Source organism: Rathayibacter sp. AY1A2 (assembly GCF_002930935.1).
Lineage (GTDB): Bacteria > Actinomycetota > Actinomycetes > Actinomycetales > Microbacteriaceae > Rathayibacter.
The window spans coordinates 124,424-139,605 of the sequence record NZ_PSTP01000002.1 but is presented as its reverse complement, the minus strand read 5'-3'; the positions used below and the strand labels follow the sequence as shown (position 1 = coordinate 139,605).

Genomic DNA, 15,182 nt, shown 5'->3' with positions numbered 1-15,182 from the left:
CCGCGGAGCGCTAGCTTCGTCGGCATGACCTTCAACGACGACTCCCAGCTCAGCGGCGGCAAGGTCCGCCGCCGCGGCCGCACCACCGGCATCGCCGTCGGCGGGGGCGCGGTGGGCGTGGTCGTGCTCGCGCTGCTCTCGCAGCTGCTCGGCGTGAACCTCTCGGGCCTCGGCGAGGTGTTCGGCGGAGGCGGGTCCTCGCCGGAGGGCGTCACCTCCACCGCGGTGGCCTGCGACAGCGGCGCCGACGCGAACACGCAGGTCGACTGCCGCCTCGAGGGTGCGGCCGAGTCGCTCGACCGCTACTGGGGCGAGCAGACTCCGACCCTCGGAGTCGCCTACACGACCCCGACCGGCGTCGACCTGTTCGAGGACAGCACCACCACCGGCTGCGGGAGCGCGACCGCCGCGGTCGGCCCGTTCTACTGTCCGCCGGACCGGACGATCTACCTCGACACCGACTTCTTCGACGAGCTGCGCACCCGGTTCGACACCTCGGGCGGATCGCTCGCGCAGATGTACATCCTCGCCCACGAGTGGGGCCACCACATCCAGAACCTGACCGGCGCGATGGAGTCGGCGGACCGCTCCGGCACCGGCCCCGAGTCGGACTCGGTGCGCCTCGAGCTGCAGGCCGACTGCTTCGCCGGAGCCTGGGTGGGCGACGCCTCGACGGTGCCCGACGAGACCGGCACGCCCTACCTCAAGCCGGTGACGGCGCAGGAGTACCAGGACGCGCTCGGCGCCGCGGCCGCCGTCGGCGACGACCGCATCCAGGAGCAGGCCACCGGCACCGTCGATCCGGAGGGGTGGACGCACGGCTCGGCCGAGCAGCGGCAGCGCTGGTTCCGGGCCGGCTTCGAGGGCGACGCCACCAGCTGCGACACCTTCGCGGCCGCGCAGCTCTGACCGGGCGCCGCTGAGGGCTCCTCGCCGCTCCCTGGGGACCCGCGCGGGTCAGGACACGGAGTCGGCCGGCTCCTCCATGTACCACTCGGTGAACGAGCGCGCCCGCCCGTCGGGGGCGAAGCGGATGACCCAGAGGTTCAGGTAGGTGCGGTCGCCCGGGTAGACGGTGCGCCCCTCCACCACCGCGGTCTCCTCCGTCAGTGCGACCAGGCCCCACGCGAACGTCGGGTCGGCGGGCTCCTCCTCCGCCAGCCACCACTCGACGATCGCGTCGCGCGGAGTGATCGCGTCGCGGTGCGGCGCCGTGAAGTACTCGGCGTCCTCGGTGAACAGTGCGGCCACGTCTGCCGCGTCGTCCGTGGCCCAGGCCTTCTCGTAGCCGGTGATCCAGCTCTCGATGTCGATCATCCGCCCATCCTCGTCCTGCCCGACGCGCGCGGGAAGGAGGAGGAGGGAACAAAGCGGCGGCCCGCGCTGTTGAGCCCCGAGCCGGTCGAAAGCAGAGCCGAGCGATACGATCCCGCCGACGACGGCCCGCCCGCCGCCGCGGTCCGGGTGCGCGTCCGCCGCCGACACGAAGGACCGCCGTGCCCGACTCCGACAGACGCTCCCTGACCCGCTCGCCGGACCCGCGCCTCATCACCGCCGTCCTCGCCTTCGCGGGCATGAGCGCCTCCTTCATGCAGACGCTGGTCGTCCCGATCCAGTCCGAGCTGCCGACGCTGCTCGGCGCCGACCGCACCGAGACCGCGTGGGTGATCACCGCGACGCTGCTGAGCGCCTGCATCCTCACCCCGGTCTCGGGCCGCCTCGGCGACCTCTACGGCAAGCGGCGGATGGCTGTGGCCGCGCTGGTCGTGCTCGTGATCGGCTCGATCGTGTGCGCCTTCGCGGGGGACGTGTGGACGCTGGTCGTGGGCCGGGCCCTCCAGGGCGCGGTGATGGGCGTCATCCCGCTCGGCATCTCGATCCTCCGCGACACCCTCCACCGCGACCGGCTCCCCGGCGCGATCGCCCTGGTCAGCGCGACCCTCGGCATCGGCGGCGCGCTCGGCCTGCCGCTCAGCGCCCTCATCGCGCAGAACACCGACTGGCACGTCCTGTTCTGGATGTCCGCGGGTCTCGGCGTCCTCGACATCGTCCTCGTCCTCCTGGTCGTGCCGGTGTCGACGCTGCGCTCGCCCGGCACCTTCGACGTGGTCGGCACGATCGGCCTCGCCCTCGGACTGAGCGGCGTGCTGATCGCCGTCTCGCGCGGCAACGACTCCGGCTGGACGAGCCCCGCGATCCTCGGCTCCGGCCTCGGCGGCATCGCCGTCCTGCTCCTCTGGGGCTGGTACGAGCTGCGGCAGGAGAGCCCGCTCGTCGACCTCCGGGTGGCCGCCCGCCCCGCCGTGCTCTTCACCAACCTCGCCTCGGTGGCGGTCGGCTTCGCGTTCTTCGGCGCCCAGATCACGCTGCCGCAGCGCCTCGAGCTGCCGGCCGCGTCGGGCGTCGGCTTCGGCCTGAGCCTGATCGTGGCGAGCCTCGTGCTCGCGCCCTCGGGCCTGGCGATGATGGCGACGTCCCCGCTCGCCGCCCGCCTCTCGGCGCAGTCCGGGCCGCGGCTCGTGCTGATCGCCGGCTCCGGGCTGATCGCGGTCTCGTACCTGCTGATCCTCCCGTTCGGCGGCGAGGTGTGGCAGATCCTGGTGATCAACGCCCTCATCGGTGTCGGCCTGGGCCTCGCCTACGCCGCGATGCCGACGCTCATCATGCACGCCGTCCCCGCCTCGGAGACCGCCGCCGCGAACGGGCTGAACTCGCTGATGCGCACCCTCGGCACGACGCTCTCCTCCGCCGTGACCGCGGGCGTGCTCGCGCAGCTGACCGTGTCCGTCGGCGACGTGCAGCTGCCGAGCTCGCAGGGCTTCGAGACCACGTTCGTGATCGGCGCGATCGGAGCGCTGGTCGCCGTCGCCCTCGGCCTGCTCATCCCGCGGGCGCCCCGCCCGGAGGCGCGACCCGCTCTGCCCTGACCGGACCGCGCGTCGTCGGCCGCGAGTGCTCCTCGCTGAGGAGACCTGGTCGCGGCCGGCGTCGCGTCCGCTACTCGTCCTCGAGAAGCATCCGCTCGATCTGCAGCTCGCGCAGCCGCGTCGAGGCCTGCAGGTTCTCGCGCGCGGCGAGCACCAGGCGGCACAGCAGCACCAGCAGCACGATCGCGAGCACCGCGACGGCCGCCACGACGACTCCGTACAGCGCGGTCAGGACTCCCCAGGTCTGGATCATCCCTCGACGCTACGGAGCCGCGCCCGCCCTCGCGTCCCCCGCTCGGCGGAGTGCGCGGGGCGGGGCGGGCAGCCGGTGCAGGGGCAGTGGACGCGCAGAGCCCGGCCCGCGACGGCTCAGCCCGCGAACGCCCCGCGGTACGCCCGCGCCGGGTGCGTCGCCGGCAGCTCGTCCGTCCCGAACAGCTTGCGTCGCAGCGTCCCCTCGGCGTACTCGGTCTGCGCGAGGCCCCGCTCCTGGAGCACCGGCATCACCCGGTCGACGAACTCCTCGTAGCTGCCGGGCAGGATCCAGTTGACGACGTTGATCCCGTCGATCCCCGCGTCGCGCCAGCCCGCCAGGTGGTCGGCGATCTGCTCCGGAGTGCCGACGACCCGTCCGCGCAGCTTCGCCGAGAGCCGGGCCAGATCACGGACGGTCGGCTCGCGGTCGGGGGAGGCGTCGCGGATCCACTGCAGGTGGCTCTGGCCGGCGTAGGTCTCGATCGCCGAGAGCGGCAGGTCGGGGTCGAGCTTCTCGCCCGTCGCCGGGTCGAAGCCGAGGTTCGAGTGCACGAGGAACGCGTCCGAGGAGAGGTACTCGTCGATCTCGCGCTCGGCGCGGCGCGCCTCCTCCTCCGTGTCGCCGGTGATGAAGGAGAGCCCCAGGTAGAAGGAGGGCGCACCCGCTCCGCGACCGGCCGCCGCGGCGAGGGCCCGCGTGTCCTCGATCAGCTCGCGGGTCTTCTCCGGCGACCCCGAGAACACGAACTGCGCCTCCGCGTTCCGCGCGGCGAAGCGCCGGCCCGCGGGGGAGGAGCCGGCCTGGAAGAGCACGGGCGTGCGCTGGGGCGACGGAGCCGAGAGGTGCGGCCCCTGCACGCGGTAGCGCTTCCCGACGTGGTCGATGCGGTGGATGCGCGCCGGGTCGGCGAAGGAGCCGCTCTTGTCGCGCAGGAGCGCACCGTCGTCCCACGAGCCCTCCCACAGCTTGTAGACCACGTCGAGGTACTCCTGCGCCCAGGCGTAGCGCTCGTCGTGCTCCTCGAGCCGGTCGTAGCCGAAGTTGCGGGCCGCGCCGTCGAGGGCGCTGGTGACGATGTTCCAGGCGATCCGCCCCTTCGAGAGGTGGTCGAGGGTCGAGACCTTCCGGGCGAAGTCGAACGGATGCGACTGCAGCACCGAGCTCGTGAACGCGAAGCCGAGGTGCTCGGTGCTCACTGCCAGGGCCGAGAGCAGCACGGACGGGTCGTTGCTGGGCAGCTGCAGCCCCTCGCGGGCGTTGACGTCCCAGTCGCCGTCCGCCGGACCGTAGAGCCCCGCCACGTCGGCGAAGAACATCGCGTCGAAGCGGCCGCGCTCCAGCGTCCGGGCGAGGTCGATCCAGAGCTGCACGTCGTCGAACTCGTGCTGCCGGGCGTCGGGGTGGCGCCAGAGGCCGTGCTGGATGTGGGAGGCGGTGTTCATGACGAACGCGCAGAAGCGCAGCGGGCGGGGCTCGGTGATCACGCTCCCAGGCTAGGCCGGGCGCCTCCCACCGGTCTCGAACGACTCCGCGCGTAGGGTGTCCGACTGTGGAATCCCGCATCCCCGAACCCGCGCACGCCGTCCCTCCGCTGACGGATGCCGTCGCCGAAGCGCTCGACGCCACCACCGTCGCCGAGATCCGCGCCCTGCGCGACGACTTCGCGCGCTTCATGCTCCAGTACAAGTTCGGGATGGACGAGATCGTCACGAAGGTGTCGATCCTGCAGGAGGAGTTCCGCGAGCTGCAGGAGTACAACCCGATCGAGCACGTCACGAGCCGGCTCAAGTCGGCCGACAGCCTGATCGAGAAGATCGAGCGCAAGGGCTGCGAGACGACCTTCGAGGGCATCGCCGACGCGATCACCGACATCGCCGGCGTGCGGATCACCTGCAGCTTCGTCTCGGACGTCTACCGCGTCTTCGACCTGCTCACCTCGCAGTCCGACGTGACGGTGCTCGAGGTGAAGGACTACATCGCCGAGCCGAAGGAGAACGGCTACAAGAGCCTGCACGCGATCGTCGAGGTGCCCGTGTTCCTCTCCGGCGGATCGGTCGACGTCTGCGTCGAGGTGCAGTTCCGGACCATCGCGATGGACTTCTGGGCGAGCCTGGAGCACAAGATCTACTACAAGTACGACCGCCAGGTCCCGCAGGAGCTCCTCGACGGCCTCGCCGACGCGGCCCGCACCGCCGCCACCCTCGACGCCGACATGGAGCGCCTCCACCGCCAGGTCCGCGGCCCGCTGCCCGGGGCGCGCACCTACGACGTCTGACGCGTCGCCCCACGCCGCCGATCGGGCCGCCCCGACTCCTGCCGATCGAGCAGCCCGCGCATCGGGCCTCTCGAGATCCCCCTACGGAGTCAGCAGCGGCAGCAGCGCCAGCAGCAGCACCGCGGAGCCGTTCAGTGTCGCGTGCGAGACGATCGCCGCTCCGAGCCGCCCGGTGATCGTCGCGATCCAGCCGTGCGCGAGTCCCGCGGTGACCGTGGTCACGCCGAGCGTCACGATCGTCGCCGGGTTCACCATCTGGTGCCCGTGCAGCAGGGCGAAGACCGCCGTGGACGCCAGGATGCTGAACACCATCGCCCAGACCCGGCGGCCGCGGGTGGGCGGCGCCGACTCCGCGGAGCCCCGGAGCATCCGGTTCCGCACCGCGCGCATCACGACGCCGCGGCAGAGGACCTCCTCGACCAGCGGCGCGACGACGAGGGGGATGAGGACCGAGCTCAGCACGAACCACAGCGGGTCGGGGTCGATGTCGAGGTTCCCCTGCGCGTCCTGGAGGAGCGGAGCGAACGCGGCGAGCACGAACAGGATCACGACGCGCACCGCGACGCCGAGCCCGATCCCGATGGGCACGTCGATCCAGCGGAACCGCAGCCCGAAGTCGGCCGCCATCGTGCCCAGGCCGCGCAGCCGAGACGCCGCGAACGGGACGATCAGCGCGACGAGGTAGCTCGCGAGCGCCCCCGCGAAGGCGAGTCCGGCGGAGTAGGGGAGCACGCCGAACCCGAACAGCAGGATGAGCACGGCCAGCGGCAGGACGATCCCGACGATCGTGAGCACGGCGGTCGGCAGGCCCCAGCGGACCCGAGGATCGGGCAGGTAGAGGAGGGAGGAGTAGGGCGCATGGACCGAGGGGAGGGGCTCGGCCGGCCACGACGTCGCCGCAGCGGAGTCGGGCGCGAGCGTCGCGGGATCGGGCGGCGGGAAGGCGTCGGGTTCCATGGCCGGGCCAGCCTACGCAGACCGCCTGGACGGGATCCGGGCCGCAGTCACTGCTCGGCGCGGGCCGGAACGGGAGGGATGTGCGGCGGATCGCGGCGGCGGGGACCTCCGGGTACGAAGAAACCCCCGCCATGTAGAAGCTAGGCGAGGGTTCCAGTGGCTCCGACGGGCGTCGATCCCGTGACCTCACGATTTTCAGTCGTGCGCTCTACCAACTGAGCTACAGAGCCGTTGCGACGTGATGTCGCTGGAGAGGTGATCTCCTGAAAAAGGCCCTTCCTCTCGGAAGGGCCTCTTTGCGACCCTGACGGGACTTGAACCCGCGACCTCCGCCGTGACAGGGCGGCACGCTAACCAACTGCGCTACAGGGCCTCGTTGCGAAGACAAGCATACTGCCTTCGAGGCTGTTCTATTTTCACGCCCCGACCCTCTCGAGCCGGCGCACTTTCCGGTGGTGCTGGTACTTCTGGTGGTGCTGGTAGTACCGACCCATCCGTGACCCCAACGGGATTCGAACCCGTGCTGCCGCCGTGAAAGGGCGGTGTCCTAGGCCACTAAACGATGGGGCCGGAGACTCGCGGGGCGACCCTGCGGCCGACCCCCCATGACTACCGACACGCAAGCATAGGGGGCCGCGGCGCAGGATGCAAAATCGACGGTTCCGCAGGCGGCGTGCACCCCGTCCGGGGTTGACCCGGGTCTAGGAGATCGGGCAGGGCCGCGGTTAGGGTGGGGCGGAATCGCTCTTCCCCCCACCCGCGCGCCGGAGCCGCACCGCCGCGGAGGGAGGGCCCCCTATCCCCGAGGTCCCATGCCCCACTCCCTGCGCCGTCCGCGTCCCGCCCGCCTCCCCGGCGCGCCGCGACTCGGGCGACTCCGAGGTGCTGCCCTGGCCTCCGCCGTCGTCGCGCTCGTCGCCGGCCTGCTCGTCGCCACTCCCGCCCAGGCGGTCGAGTACCCGTCGTGGGCCGACGTCGAGGCGGCGAAGGGCGACACCGCCGCCGCCGCCGCTCAGGTCGACCGGATCACGTCCCTGATCGGCGACCTCCAGAGCGAGGTCGCCTCCGCTCAGCAGCTCGCGCAGCAGCGCGGCGACGAGCACTTCGCCGCTCAGCAGGCGTTCGACGAGGCCTCGGACCAGTCGAAGAAGCTCGAGGACCGGGCCGCCGCCAGCGCCGAGGAGGCCGACAAGGCCTCGCAGCAGGCGGGCCTGCTCGCCGCGCAGCTCTACCGCAGCACCGGCACCGACCTGTCCGTCAACATCTTCCTCGACCAGAAGGCCGGCCAGGCCGACCAGCTGCTGTCGAAGATCGGGAGCATGACCAAGCTGGTCGAGCGCTCCTCCGCGATCTACGAGCAGGCCAGCACCGCCCGGAACACCGCGTCGTCCCTCGCCGACCAGGCCGAGGTCGCGCAGACGGAGCGCGAGCGCCTCCGCGTCGCCGCCGAGCAGAAGCTGGCCGAGGCGACCGCCGCTCAGGAGGCGTCCGAGGCCGCGCTCGCCGAGCAGCAGGAGCAGAGCGTCGTGCTCGAGCAGCAGCTCGCCGCGCTCCGCGACACCGAGTCGAAGACCGTGGCCGAGTACGAGGCCGGCGTCGCCGCCCGCGAGGCCGAGCGCCTCCGGAAGCTCGCCGAGGAGGAGGCCGCCCGCCAGGCCGCCGCCCAGGCCGAGGCCGCGCGCCGCGAGGCCGCCCGGGCCGCGGCCGCGTCCAGCGGCGGCAGCGGTGGCGGCGGCGGGTACGTCGCCCCCTCGGGCGGCGGCGGCTCCAGCGCCGTCAGCGACTCCGGCTGGGTCCGCCCTGCCGGAGGCCGCATCACCGGCACCTTCGGCCCGCGCGACAGCATCTCGACCGGCGGAGGATCCTCCGGCTCGTACCACCGCGGCACCGACCTCGCGGGCGGCTGCGGCATCCCGATCTTCGCGGCGCACAGCGGCACCGTCTCCTACGCGGGCCCCAACGGCACCTACGGCAACTGGGTTCTGATCGACCACGGCAGCGGCATCAGCACCGGCTACGCCCACATCATGTCCGGCGGGATCTACGTCCGCGTCGGCCAGCAGGTCCAGGCGGGCGAGCAGATCGCCGCCGTCGGCTCGACCGGCGCCTCCACCGGCTGCCACCTGCACTTCGAGACCCGCGTCAACGGCTCCGCCGTCGACGCCCAACCTTTCATGGCCCAACGAGGAGTCACCCTTGGCTGACGCACAGACGACCGCACGCACCTTCACCCCGGCACCCCGGGAGCGCGCCTGGAAGGGCCGCCTCCCGCTCGTCATCTCCGCCGCCTTCGCGGTCACGGCGGTCACCGCGTCCCTCGGCATCACCCCGGCCCTCGCCGACGACGCGAAGTACCCCTCGTGGGACGACGTGCAGAACGCCAAGAAGGACGAGGCGAGCAAGCAGGCAGAGATCGACTCGATCACCGGCCTCATCGCGAGCCTGCAGACCGCGGTCGACGAGAAGTCGATCACCGCGATGAAGAAGGCCGAGGCCTGGCGCCAGGCCAAGGAGGCGCTCGACGCCGCTGCGAAGGCCGTCGACGACCTCGAGGAGAAGGCGACCACCGCCTCCGCCAAGGCCCAGACCTCGAAGATGCGCGCCGGCCTGCTGGCCGCGCACCTCTCTCGCGCCGCCGGTGGCGACCTCTCCGCCAGCCTCGTGGCCAAGGGCAAGGACGCGGGCGACCTGCTCTACCAGCTCGGCGCGATGTCGCAGCTCTCGGAGCAGTCGCAGAAGGTCTACGCCGACGCCCTCGCCGACAAGCAGAACGCGGAGTCGCTCGGCGACCAGGCCGACCTCGCCGTCACCGAGCACCAGGCGCTCTCGGACGAGGCGGACGCAGCCCGCAAGGACGCCGACGCCGCCGCCGAGTCGGCCCGCGCGTCGCTCTCGGCGCAGGAGGAGAAGTCGCAGGAGCTGGTCGCCCAGCTCGCGCTGCTGAAGGACTCCTCGGTCGAGGCCGAGACCCAGTACCTCGCGGGCGAGCAGAAGCGCCAGGCCGACGAGGCCGCCGCCCAGGCGCAGGCCGAGGCGGAGGCCGCCGCTCAGGCGCAGTCCACCGCCCGCTCCGCCCAGCAGCAGTCCTCGGCGCAGGCCGACGCCGCCGCCCCGTCGCATCAGACCGCGTCCCTCCCGCAGCCCGCCGCTCCGCAGCCCGCGCAGCAGCAGCCGGCTCCGGCTCCTGCTCCGGCCCAGCCCGCTGCTCAGCCGGTCGCCCAGCCGGCGGCTCAGCCGCTCCCGCAGCCGGTGACCGCTCCGGTCCTGGTGCCGACCAGCGGCGCCGTCGAGAACGCGATCTCGTACGCGATGGCTCAGCTCGGCGAGGAGTACGTCCTCGGCGGCATGGGCCCGGACCAGTGGGACTGCTCGGGCCTCACCAAGGCCTCGTACGCGTCCTCGGGCATCTACATCGGCACCCACTCGGCGACGAACCAGTACAACACCATGGCCGGCGCCGGCAAGCTCGTCCCCTACAGCCAGCGCCAGCGCGGCGACCTGATCTTCTGGGGTGGCGGCGGGGACTACTACCACGTGGCCATCTACCTCGGGAACAACCAGATCATCGAGGCCGCCGACTACGGCAAGCCCGTGCGCATCTGGAACACCTGGGGCACGCCCGCCGGCATGGTCGGCCGCCCGGCCGCCTGAGCCGCGGCCGCACCGCACAACGAGAGAACCCCCTCCTGTCGAGACGACGGGAGGGGGTTCCTTCGTTGATGCGAGGGGTCAGTGACCCTCTTCGGCCAGCTTCTTGATGCCGTCCTGGACGATCTGCTCCGCCTCGGCGGCGTCGCCCCACGCGTCGACCTTGACCCACTTGCCGGGCTCGAGGTCCTTGTAGCGCTCGAAGAAGTGCTTGATCTCGTTCTTCGTCTGCTCCGGGACGTCGCCGATGTCCTGGATGTGCTGCCAGCGCGGGTCCTTCGCGGGGACCACGATCACCTTCGCGTCGGAGCCGGCCTCGTCGCTCATGTTGAGCACGCCGACCGGGCGGACGGAGACGCCCACGCCCGGGAAGACGGGGTACTCGAGCAGCACCAGCGCGTCGACGGGGTCGCCGTCGAGGCCGAGGGTGTTCTCGAAGTACCCGTAGTCCGTCGGGTAGACGAAGGAGGTGAAGAGCACGCGGTCGAGGTAGACGCGACCGGTCTCGTGGTCGACCTCGTACTTGTTGCGGCTCCCCTTGGGGATCTCGACGACGACGTCGTATGCGGCCATGCTCTCTCCTTGAGTCGGTGGCGCCGTGAGCGGCGCATCGGCGGACGGATCGGCCTCCGGAACGCTCGCGCGGGTGCGCGCGCGGGAGGGGCGGATCGCTGGCATTACGTTACTTGATGTGCCCGATCGCCCCCGCCTGACCCCCGCCGTCGCCGATCTGCGGCGGGCGGTGCGCGAGAGCCTCGACGGGCTCGACCCCGGAGCGCTCGTGCTGGTCGCGCTGAGCGGGGGAGCGGACTCGCTCGCGCTCGCGGCGGCGGTCGGCTTCGAGGCCCCGCGGGGCGGGAGGCGGGCCGGCGCGGTGATCGTCGACCACGGGCTGCAGGCGGCGTCGGCGGAGGTCGCGCGGCGGGCGGCGGAGCAGGCGCACGCGCTGGGGCTCGCGCCGGTGCTGCGCGAGGTGGTGACGGTGTCCGCCGAGGGCGGTCCGGAGGCGGCCGCCCGCAGCGCGCGCTACCGCGCCTTCGACGACGCGCTGACCGCGACGGGCGCCGCCGCGATCCTCCTGGGCCACACCCTCGACGACCAGGCCGAGACGGTGCTGCTGGGGCTCGCCCGCGGAGCCGGTGCGGCCTCGCTGCACGGGATGGCGCCGGTGAGCGGGCCGCTGAGGCGGCCGCTCCTGGGCCTGCGGCGCGAGACGACCCGTCTCGCCTGCTCCGACCAGGGGCTCGTGCCGTGGGACGACCCGCACAACGACGACCCCCGCTACTCGCGGGTCCGGGTGCGGAATCGCGTGCTGCCCGTGCTGGAGGACGAGCTGGGGCCGGGAGTGGCCCAGGCTCTGGCGCGCACGGCCGAGCAGCTGCGGGAGGACGGGGACGCGCTCGACGCGCTCGCCCTCGACTGGGCGCTCGAGCTGGTGGGCCAGGACGAGGCGGGGCACGTCACGGTCGACGCGCGCGGGCTCGCGGCGGACCCGCCGGCGCTGCGGCAGCGGATCATCCGCCTGGTCGTGGCGAACGAGTTCGGAGTCGCGCTCTCGCGCTCGCAGACGCTGGCGGTCGCCGCGCTGGTCACCGACTGGCACGGCCAGAAGGGCGTCGACCTCCCCGGCGTCCTCGCCACCCGCCGCGGCACCACCCTCGTCTTCGCACCCGCGGCCCCCTGACCCCGCACCCGCCTCCCCCTGACCCCGTCCCCGCGACGCCGGTCCCCGCGGGGCGCCCGACCCCTCCCCGCGAGATGCCGCTCCGGCACGCGACTCGCCGACGGAGGTGTACGAGAGCGGAGTCTCGCGGAGGGGAGACGGGGGCCGGTCACCCGTAGAGTGGCCGGGTGGAAGCAGCCGACATCGCCGACGACATCACCGAGGTCCTCTACACCGAGGCCGAGATCCACGAGCGGATCCGCGCCCTGGCCCGCGCCATCGAGCGCGACTACGCGGGTGAGAACCTGCTCATCGTCGGGGTGCTGCGCGGCGCCGTGATGGTGATGGCCGATCTGGCCCGCGAGCTCAAGCTCGACATCGTCATGGACTGGATGGCCGTCTCGTCCTACGGGAGCGGCACCAAGTCCTCCGGCGTCGTGCGGATCCTGAAGGACCTCGACTCCGACATCACGAACCGCAAGGTGCTGATCGTCGAGGACATCATCGACTCCGGCCTCACGCTCTCGTGGCTGCAGGGCAACCTCCGCAGCCGCGGCGCCGAGTCCGTCGAGATCTGCGCGCTCTTCCGCAAGCCCGCGGCCGCCAAGGTCGAGGTCGACGTGGCCTACGTCGGCTTCGACATCCCGAACGAGTTCGTGATCGGCTACGGGCTCGACTACGCCGAGCGCTACCGCAACCTCCGCGATGTCGCCGTCCTCGCCCCGCACGTCTACGAGTAGCGCCGCGGACACCGCGCAGGAGAGCCTCGAGCGGCTCTTCGCGGTGCCGTTGCTGGGCTACCACATGAGCTACCCGACCTCTCTGCGGGCCGACTTCGAGTTCAACTACTGGTGGCTCGCGCACGCGATCGACGCGGCCGTCGACGCCTTCGAGCGCACGGGCGACGAGGCGCACCTGGAGCGTGCCCGGCGGATCCACCGCGCGATCCGCCTCCGCAACGGCGGGCGCCTGGTCAACGGCTACTTCGACGACATGATGTGGCTCGGCAGCGCGCTCGCCCGCCTCGGGGAGGCCTCGGGCGACCCGCGCTTCCTCGACCGGGCCGACCGCCTGTGGCGCTTCGCCGTCGCGAAGGGCTGGAACCTCCGCCACGGGGCGAGCCTCGCCTGGCGCCGCCGGCAGCTGGACTACAAGAACGCACCCGCGAACGGCCCGTTCGCGATCCTCGGCGCGCGCCTGGAGCGGCTGCGACCGGACGGCCGGGAGGAGCTCTCGCGCGCCGCCCTCGACTGGATGCACGTGCGCCTCCGCGACGACGACACCGGCTTCGTCGCCGACGGCATCGGCCGCGAGGGCGGCTCCGCGCGCGACGACTGGGCCTTCAGCTACAACCACGCCGTCTACATCGGCGCGGCGCTCGCCCTGCACCGCCTGCGGCCCGACCCCCGCCTGGTCGCCCACGCCTCCCGCACGGCCGAGGACCTGCTGGACCGGCTCGCCCCTGACGGCGTCTTCGTCGACCAGGGCTCGGGGGACGGCGCCCTGTTCGGCGGCATCGCCTACCGGCACCTCGTCGACCTCGCCACGACGAGCGGAGTCGCGCCCGCGGTGGCGGCTCGCGTCCGCGGTTTCGTCACCGGCAGCGTCGCCGCGCTGCAGAGCTCGAGCGTCCGCCGCGGCGTGCTGCTGGCCGGGCCCCGCTGGGACGCGCCTCCGTCGCTGCCCGCCACGCTCTCGGCCGAGATCGGCGCCGTGCTCGCCCTGGAGGCGTCAGCGCGACTGGACCGGTCGCCGGTGCCGTCAGACTGACGGGGTGAAGGCACCCGAGAAGCGCACCGTCGCCGTCGTGATCAACCCGAGCAAGTTCGACGACGTCGGCGCCGCGGAGGACCTGGTCGCGACGATCGCGCGCCGCCACGGCTGGAACGAGCCGCTCTGGTTCGAGACCAGCCCGGGCGACTCCGGTGCCGCTGCGGCCCGCGCCGCGCTCGAGGCGGGCCCGGACCTGGTGTGCTCGATGGGAGGCGACGGCACCGTCCGCGCCGTCGCCACAGTGCTGCGCGGGACCGGCGTCCCCTACGGCCTGCTGCCCAGCGGCACGGGCAACCTCCTCGCGCGGAACCTCGGGATCCCGCTCGGCTCGCTGCCCGAGGCGGTGGAGATCGCCCTGCTCGGGCAGGACCGCGCCATCGACGTGGGCACGGCCGCGTTCGACGACGGCGAGGAGCGGGTGTTCATGGTGATGGGCGGGGTGGGCCTGGACGCCGAGATCATGGACAAGACGGACGAGGAGCTGAAGAAGCGGGTGGGCTGGGGCGCCTACTTCGCGGCGGGGGCGCCGGCGATGTTCAAGGCCGGATTCGAGGTGACCCTCACGATCGACGGCGCGGAGGAGCCTCCGCAGCGCTGCTTCATGGTGCTGGCCTGCAACTGCAGCTCCGTGGTGGCGAACATCGAGCTGGCCGCGGGCGCGGTGCTCGACGACGGCGACCTGGAGCTGGTGCTGCTGCGTCGGCGCTTCGGCCTCGCGCTAGATGTCGCGACCGGCAACCGCAACGGGCTCGCCTCGCTCCGGCAGTGGCCCGGCCGCGAGTTCTCGTTCGAGCTCGACCAGCCGGTGCTCGCCGAGCTGGACGGCGATCCGGTCGGCCGCACCCGCTCCGGGCGCTTCGGCGTGGATCCGGGCGCCCTGCTCGTGCGCCTGCCGGTGCCGACGCCCCGGAGCCCGGGACTGACTCCGCACGACTCGGTGATCGTCGACACGTCCGCCATCGCGACGCTGCTCCCGGAGCCGCCCTCCTCCTGACGCTTGCGCGCTCTTCTTTACGGTTGTAAGTTATCTGACGGACGTAAAGAAGGCGCTCCTCGCGCCGGGAAGAAGGACCCCGTGACCGATCCGCGGCTCACCCGCTCGCGCGAGCTCCTGCTCGCCTCGATCACGAGTGCCCTCGACCGCCCGGGCGACGACCAGCCCTCCATCACGGAGCTCTGCGGCGCCGCGGGCGTCAGCCGCCCCACGTTCTACCAGCACTTCGGAGATGTGCCGTCCCTGATCGAGGCCGCCGCGGTGGAGCGGATGCACGCGCTGTTCGGCGACGTCGCTCCCGGCACCGCCCCCGCCGACTGGGAGGGCGCGGTCCCCCGCATCGTCCGCGGGCTCCTCGAGGGCCTGCTCGTGCACGCCGACTTCTACCGCCGCGTGCTGAGCGGAGGCACGGCCCGCGCCGTGCAGGAGTCGGTCGTCGCGTTCCTCGCGCAGCGGCTCCTCGCCTTCTCGCCCCTCGCCGAGCGCGGATCGGGCGGCGGCGACCACGCCCGCGTCGAGCGCTTCGCCGTCCTCCTCGCCGCCGGCACCACCTGGCTGGTCGTCGGCTGGCTCCTCGACGGCGACGCCCGCCGTCCCGTGGCCTCGGCCTCCGCCGACATCGCCGAGCTCCTCGTCACCGGAGTCGCCTCGCCGCGGCTCGCCGCCCTGCACTCCACGAAGTAGAAGGA

Annotated in this window: 15 protein-coding genes and 3 tRNA genes; 10 read left to right on the top strand and 8 right to left on the bottom strand. The window is 72.7% G+C overall.

The window, feature by feature from the left end:
- Positions 1-24: 24 nt before the first annotated feature.
- Positions 25-909 (top strand): neutral zinc metallopeptidase, encoded by an 885-nt coding sequence (locus tag C5B93_RS03165; protein ID WP_104291754.1) that lies wholly within the window; start codon positions 25-27, stop codon positions 907-909.
- 48 nt (positions 910-957) lie between these two features.
- Here C5B93_RS03165 and C5B93_RS03160 read toward each other — a convergent pair whose 3' ends face one another.
- Positions 958-1,317, bottom strand: a complete 360-nt coding sequence (locus tag C5B93_RS03160; RefSeq protein WP_104224401.1) for a nuclear transport factor 2 family protein — start codon at positions 1,315-1,317, stop codon at positions 958-960.
- Between the two features lie 179 nt (positions 1,318-1,496).
- Here C5B93_RS03160 and C5B93_RS03155 point away from each other — a divergent pair, with 179 nt between their 5' ends.
- Positions 1,497-2,927, top strand: a complete 1,431-nt coding sequence (locus C5B93_RS03155; protein ID WP_244230520.1) for an MFS transporter — start codon at positions 1,497-1,499, stop codon at positions 2,925-2,927.
- Positions 2,928-2,997: 70 nt separating this feature from the next.
- Here C5B93_RS03155 and C5B93_RS03150 read toward each other — a convergent pair whose 3' ends face one another.
- Both C5B93_RS03150 and C5B93_RS03145 read right to left on the bottom strand, forming a co-directional pair.
- On the bottom strand, positions 2,998-3,180 hold the full coding sequence (locus tag C5B93_RS03150) for a hypothetical protein (RefSeq protein ID WP_104291753.1): 183 nt from the start codon (positions 3,178-3,180) through the stop codon (positions 2,998-3,000).
- A gap of 116 nt (positions 3,181-3,296) precedes the next feature.
- Positions 3,297-4,625: an NtaA/DmoA family FMN-dependent monooxygenase gene (locus tag C5B93_RS03145; protein WP_374953130.1), complete on the bottom strand. Its 1,329-nt coding sequence runs from the start codon at positions 4,623-4,625 to the stop codon at positions 3,297-3,299.
- Between the two features lie 230 nt (positions 4,626-4,855).
- Here C5B93_RS03145 and C5B93_RS03140 point away from each other — a divergent pair, with 230 nt between their 5' ends.
- Positions 4,856-5,458: a GTP pyrophosphokinase family protein gene (locus tag C5B93_RS03140; RefSeq protein ID WP_104234325.1), complete on the top strand. Its 603-nt coding sequence runs from the start codon at positions 4,856-4,858 to the stop codon at positions 5,456-5,458.
- 81 nt (positions 5,459-5,539) lie between these two features.
- Here the strand turns inward: C5B93_RS03140 and C5B93_RS03135 are convergent, their stop codons facing one another.
- The 4 genes from C5B93_RS03135 to C5B93_RS03120 all read right to left on the bottom strand — a co-directional run bounded on the left by C5B93_RS03135 (position 5,540) and on the right by C5B93_RS03120 (position 6,985).
- A complete protein-coding gene (locus tag C5B93_RS03135; RefSeq protein WP_104291752.1) occupies positions 5,540-6,415 on the bottom strand; it encodes a CPBP family intramembrane glutamic endopeptidase in 876 nt (291 codons plus the stop codon).
- A gap of 157 nt (positions 6,416-6,572) precedes the next feature.
- Positions 6,573-6,645, bottom strand: a tRNA-Phe gene (locus C5B93_RS03130).
- Positions 6,646-6,714: 69 nt separating this feature from the next.
- Positions 6,715-6,788, bottom strand: a tRNA-Asp gene (locus C5B93_RS03125).
- A gap of 124 nt (positions 6,789-6,912) precedes the next feature.
- A tRNA-Glu gene (locus C5B93_RS03120) sits at positions 6,913-6,985 on the bottom strand.
- Positions 6,986-7,227: 242 nt separating this feature from the next.
- Between C5B93_RS03120 and C5B93_RS03115 the strand changes: the two genes are divergently transcribed.
- Together C5B93_RS03115 and C5B93_RS03110 are read left to right on the top strand one after the other, a co-directional pair.
- Positions 7,228-8,619 (top strand): peptidoglycan DD-metalloendopeptidase family protein, encoded by a 1,392-nt coding sequence (locus tag C5B93_RS03115; RefSeq protein WP_104291751.1) that lies wholly within the window; start codon positions 7,228-7,230, stop codon positions 8,617-8,619.
- Entirely contained in the window at positions 8,612-10,066 is a 1,455-nt protein-coding gene (locus C5B93_RS03110) for an NlpC/P60 family protein (protein ID WP_104291750.1), read from the top strand. The genes C5B93_RS03115 and C5B93_RS03110 overlap by 8 nt, the downstream gene beginning before the upstream one ends.
- A 78-nt stretch (positions 10,067-10,144) precedes the next feature.
- Here the strand turns inward: C5B93_RS03110 and ppa are convergent, their stop codons facing one another.
- On the bottom strand, positions 10,145-10,636 hold the full coding sequence (gene ppa, locus C5B93_RS03105) for an inorganic diphosphatase (protein WP_068255683.1): 492 nt from the start codon (positions 10,634-10,636) through the stop codon (positions 10,145-10,147).
- Between the two features lie 118 nt (positions 10,637-10,754).
- On the opposite strand from ppa, the gene tilS reads away from it, so the two are divergent.
- From tilS to C5B93_RS03080, 5 genes are all read left to right on the top strand, one after another.
- Positions 10,755-11,747 (top strand): tRNA lysidine(34) synthetase TilS, encoded by a 993-nt coding sequence (tilS, locus tag C5B93_RS03100; protein WP_104291749.1) that lies wholly within the window; start codon positions 10,755-10,757, stop codon positions 11,745-11,747.
- A gap of 167 nt (positions 11,748-11,914) precedes the next feature.
- Complete coding sequence (gene hpt / locus C5B93_RS03095; RefSeq protein ID WP_104238400.1) at positions 11,915-12,466, top strand: hypoxanthine phosphoribosyltransferase; 552 nt, start codon at positions 11,915-11,917, stop codon at positions 12,464-12,466.
- Between the two features lie 64 nt (positions 12,467-12,530).
- Complete coding sequence (locus tag C5B93_RS03090) at positions 12,531-13,496, top strand: glycoside hydrolase family 76 protein (protein ID WP_181068306.1); 966 nt, start codon at positions 12,531-12,533, stop codon at positions 13,494-13,496.
- Between the two features lie 4 nt (positions 13,497-13,500).
- Positions 13,501-14,493 carry a diacylglycerol kinase family protein gene (locus tag C5B93_RS03085; protein ID WP_104234307.1) on the top strand — a complete coding sequence of 331 codons (993 nt, stop codon included), beginning with the start codon at positions 13,501-13,503 and terminating at the stop codon, positions 14,491-14,493.
- Between the two features lie 81 nt (positions 14,494-14,574).
- On the top strand, positions 14,575-15,177 hold the full coding sequence (locus C5B93_RS03080; RefSeq protein WP_104291747.1) for a TetR/AcrR family transcriptional regulator: 603 nt from the start codon (positions 14,575-14,577) through the stop codon (positions 15,175-15,177).
- Positions 15,178-15,182: the final 5 nt, after the last annotated feature.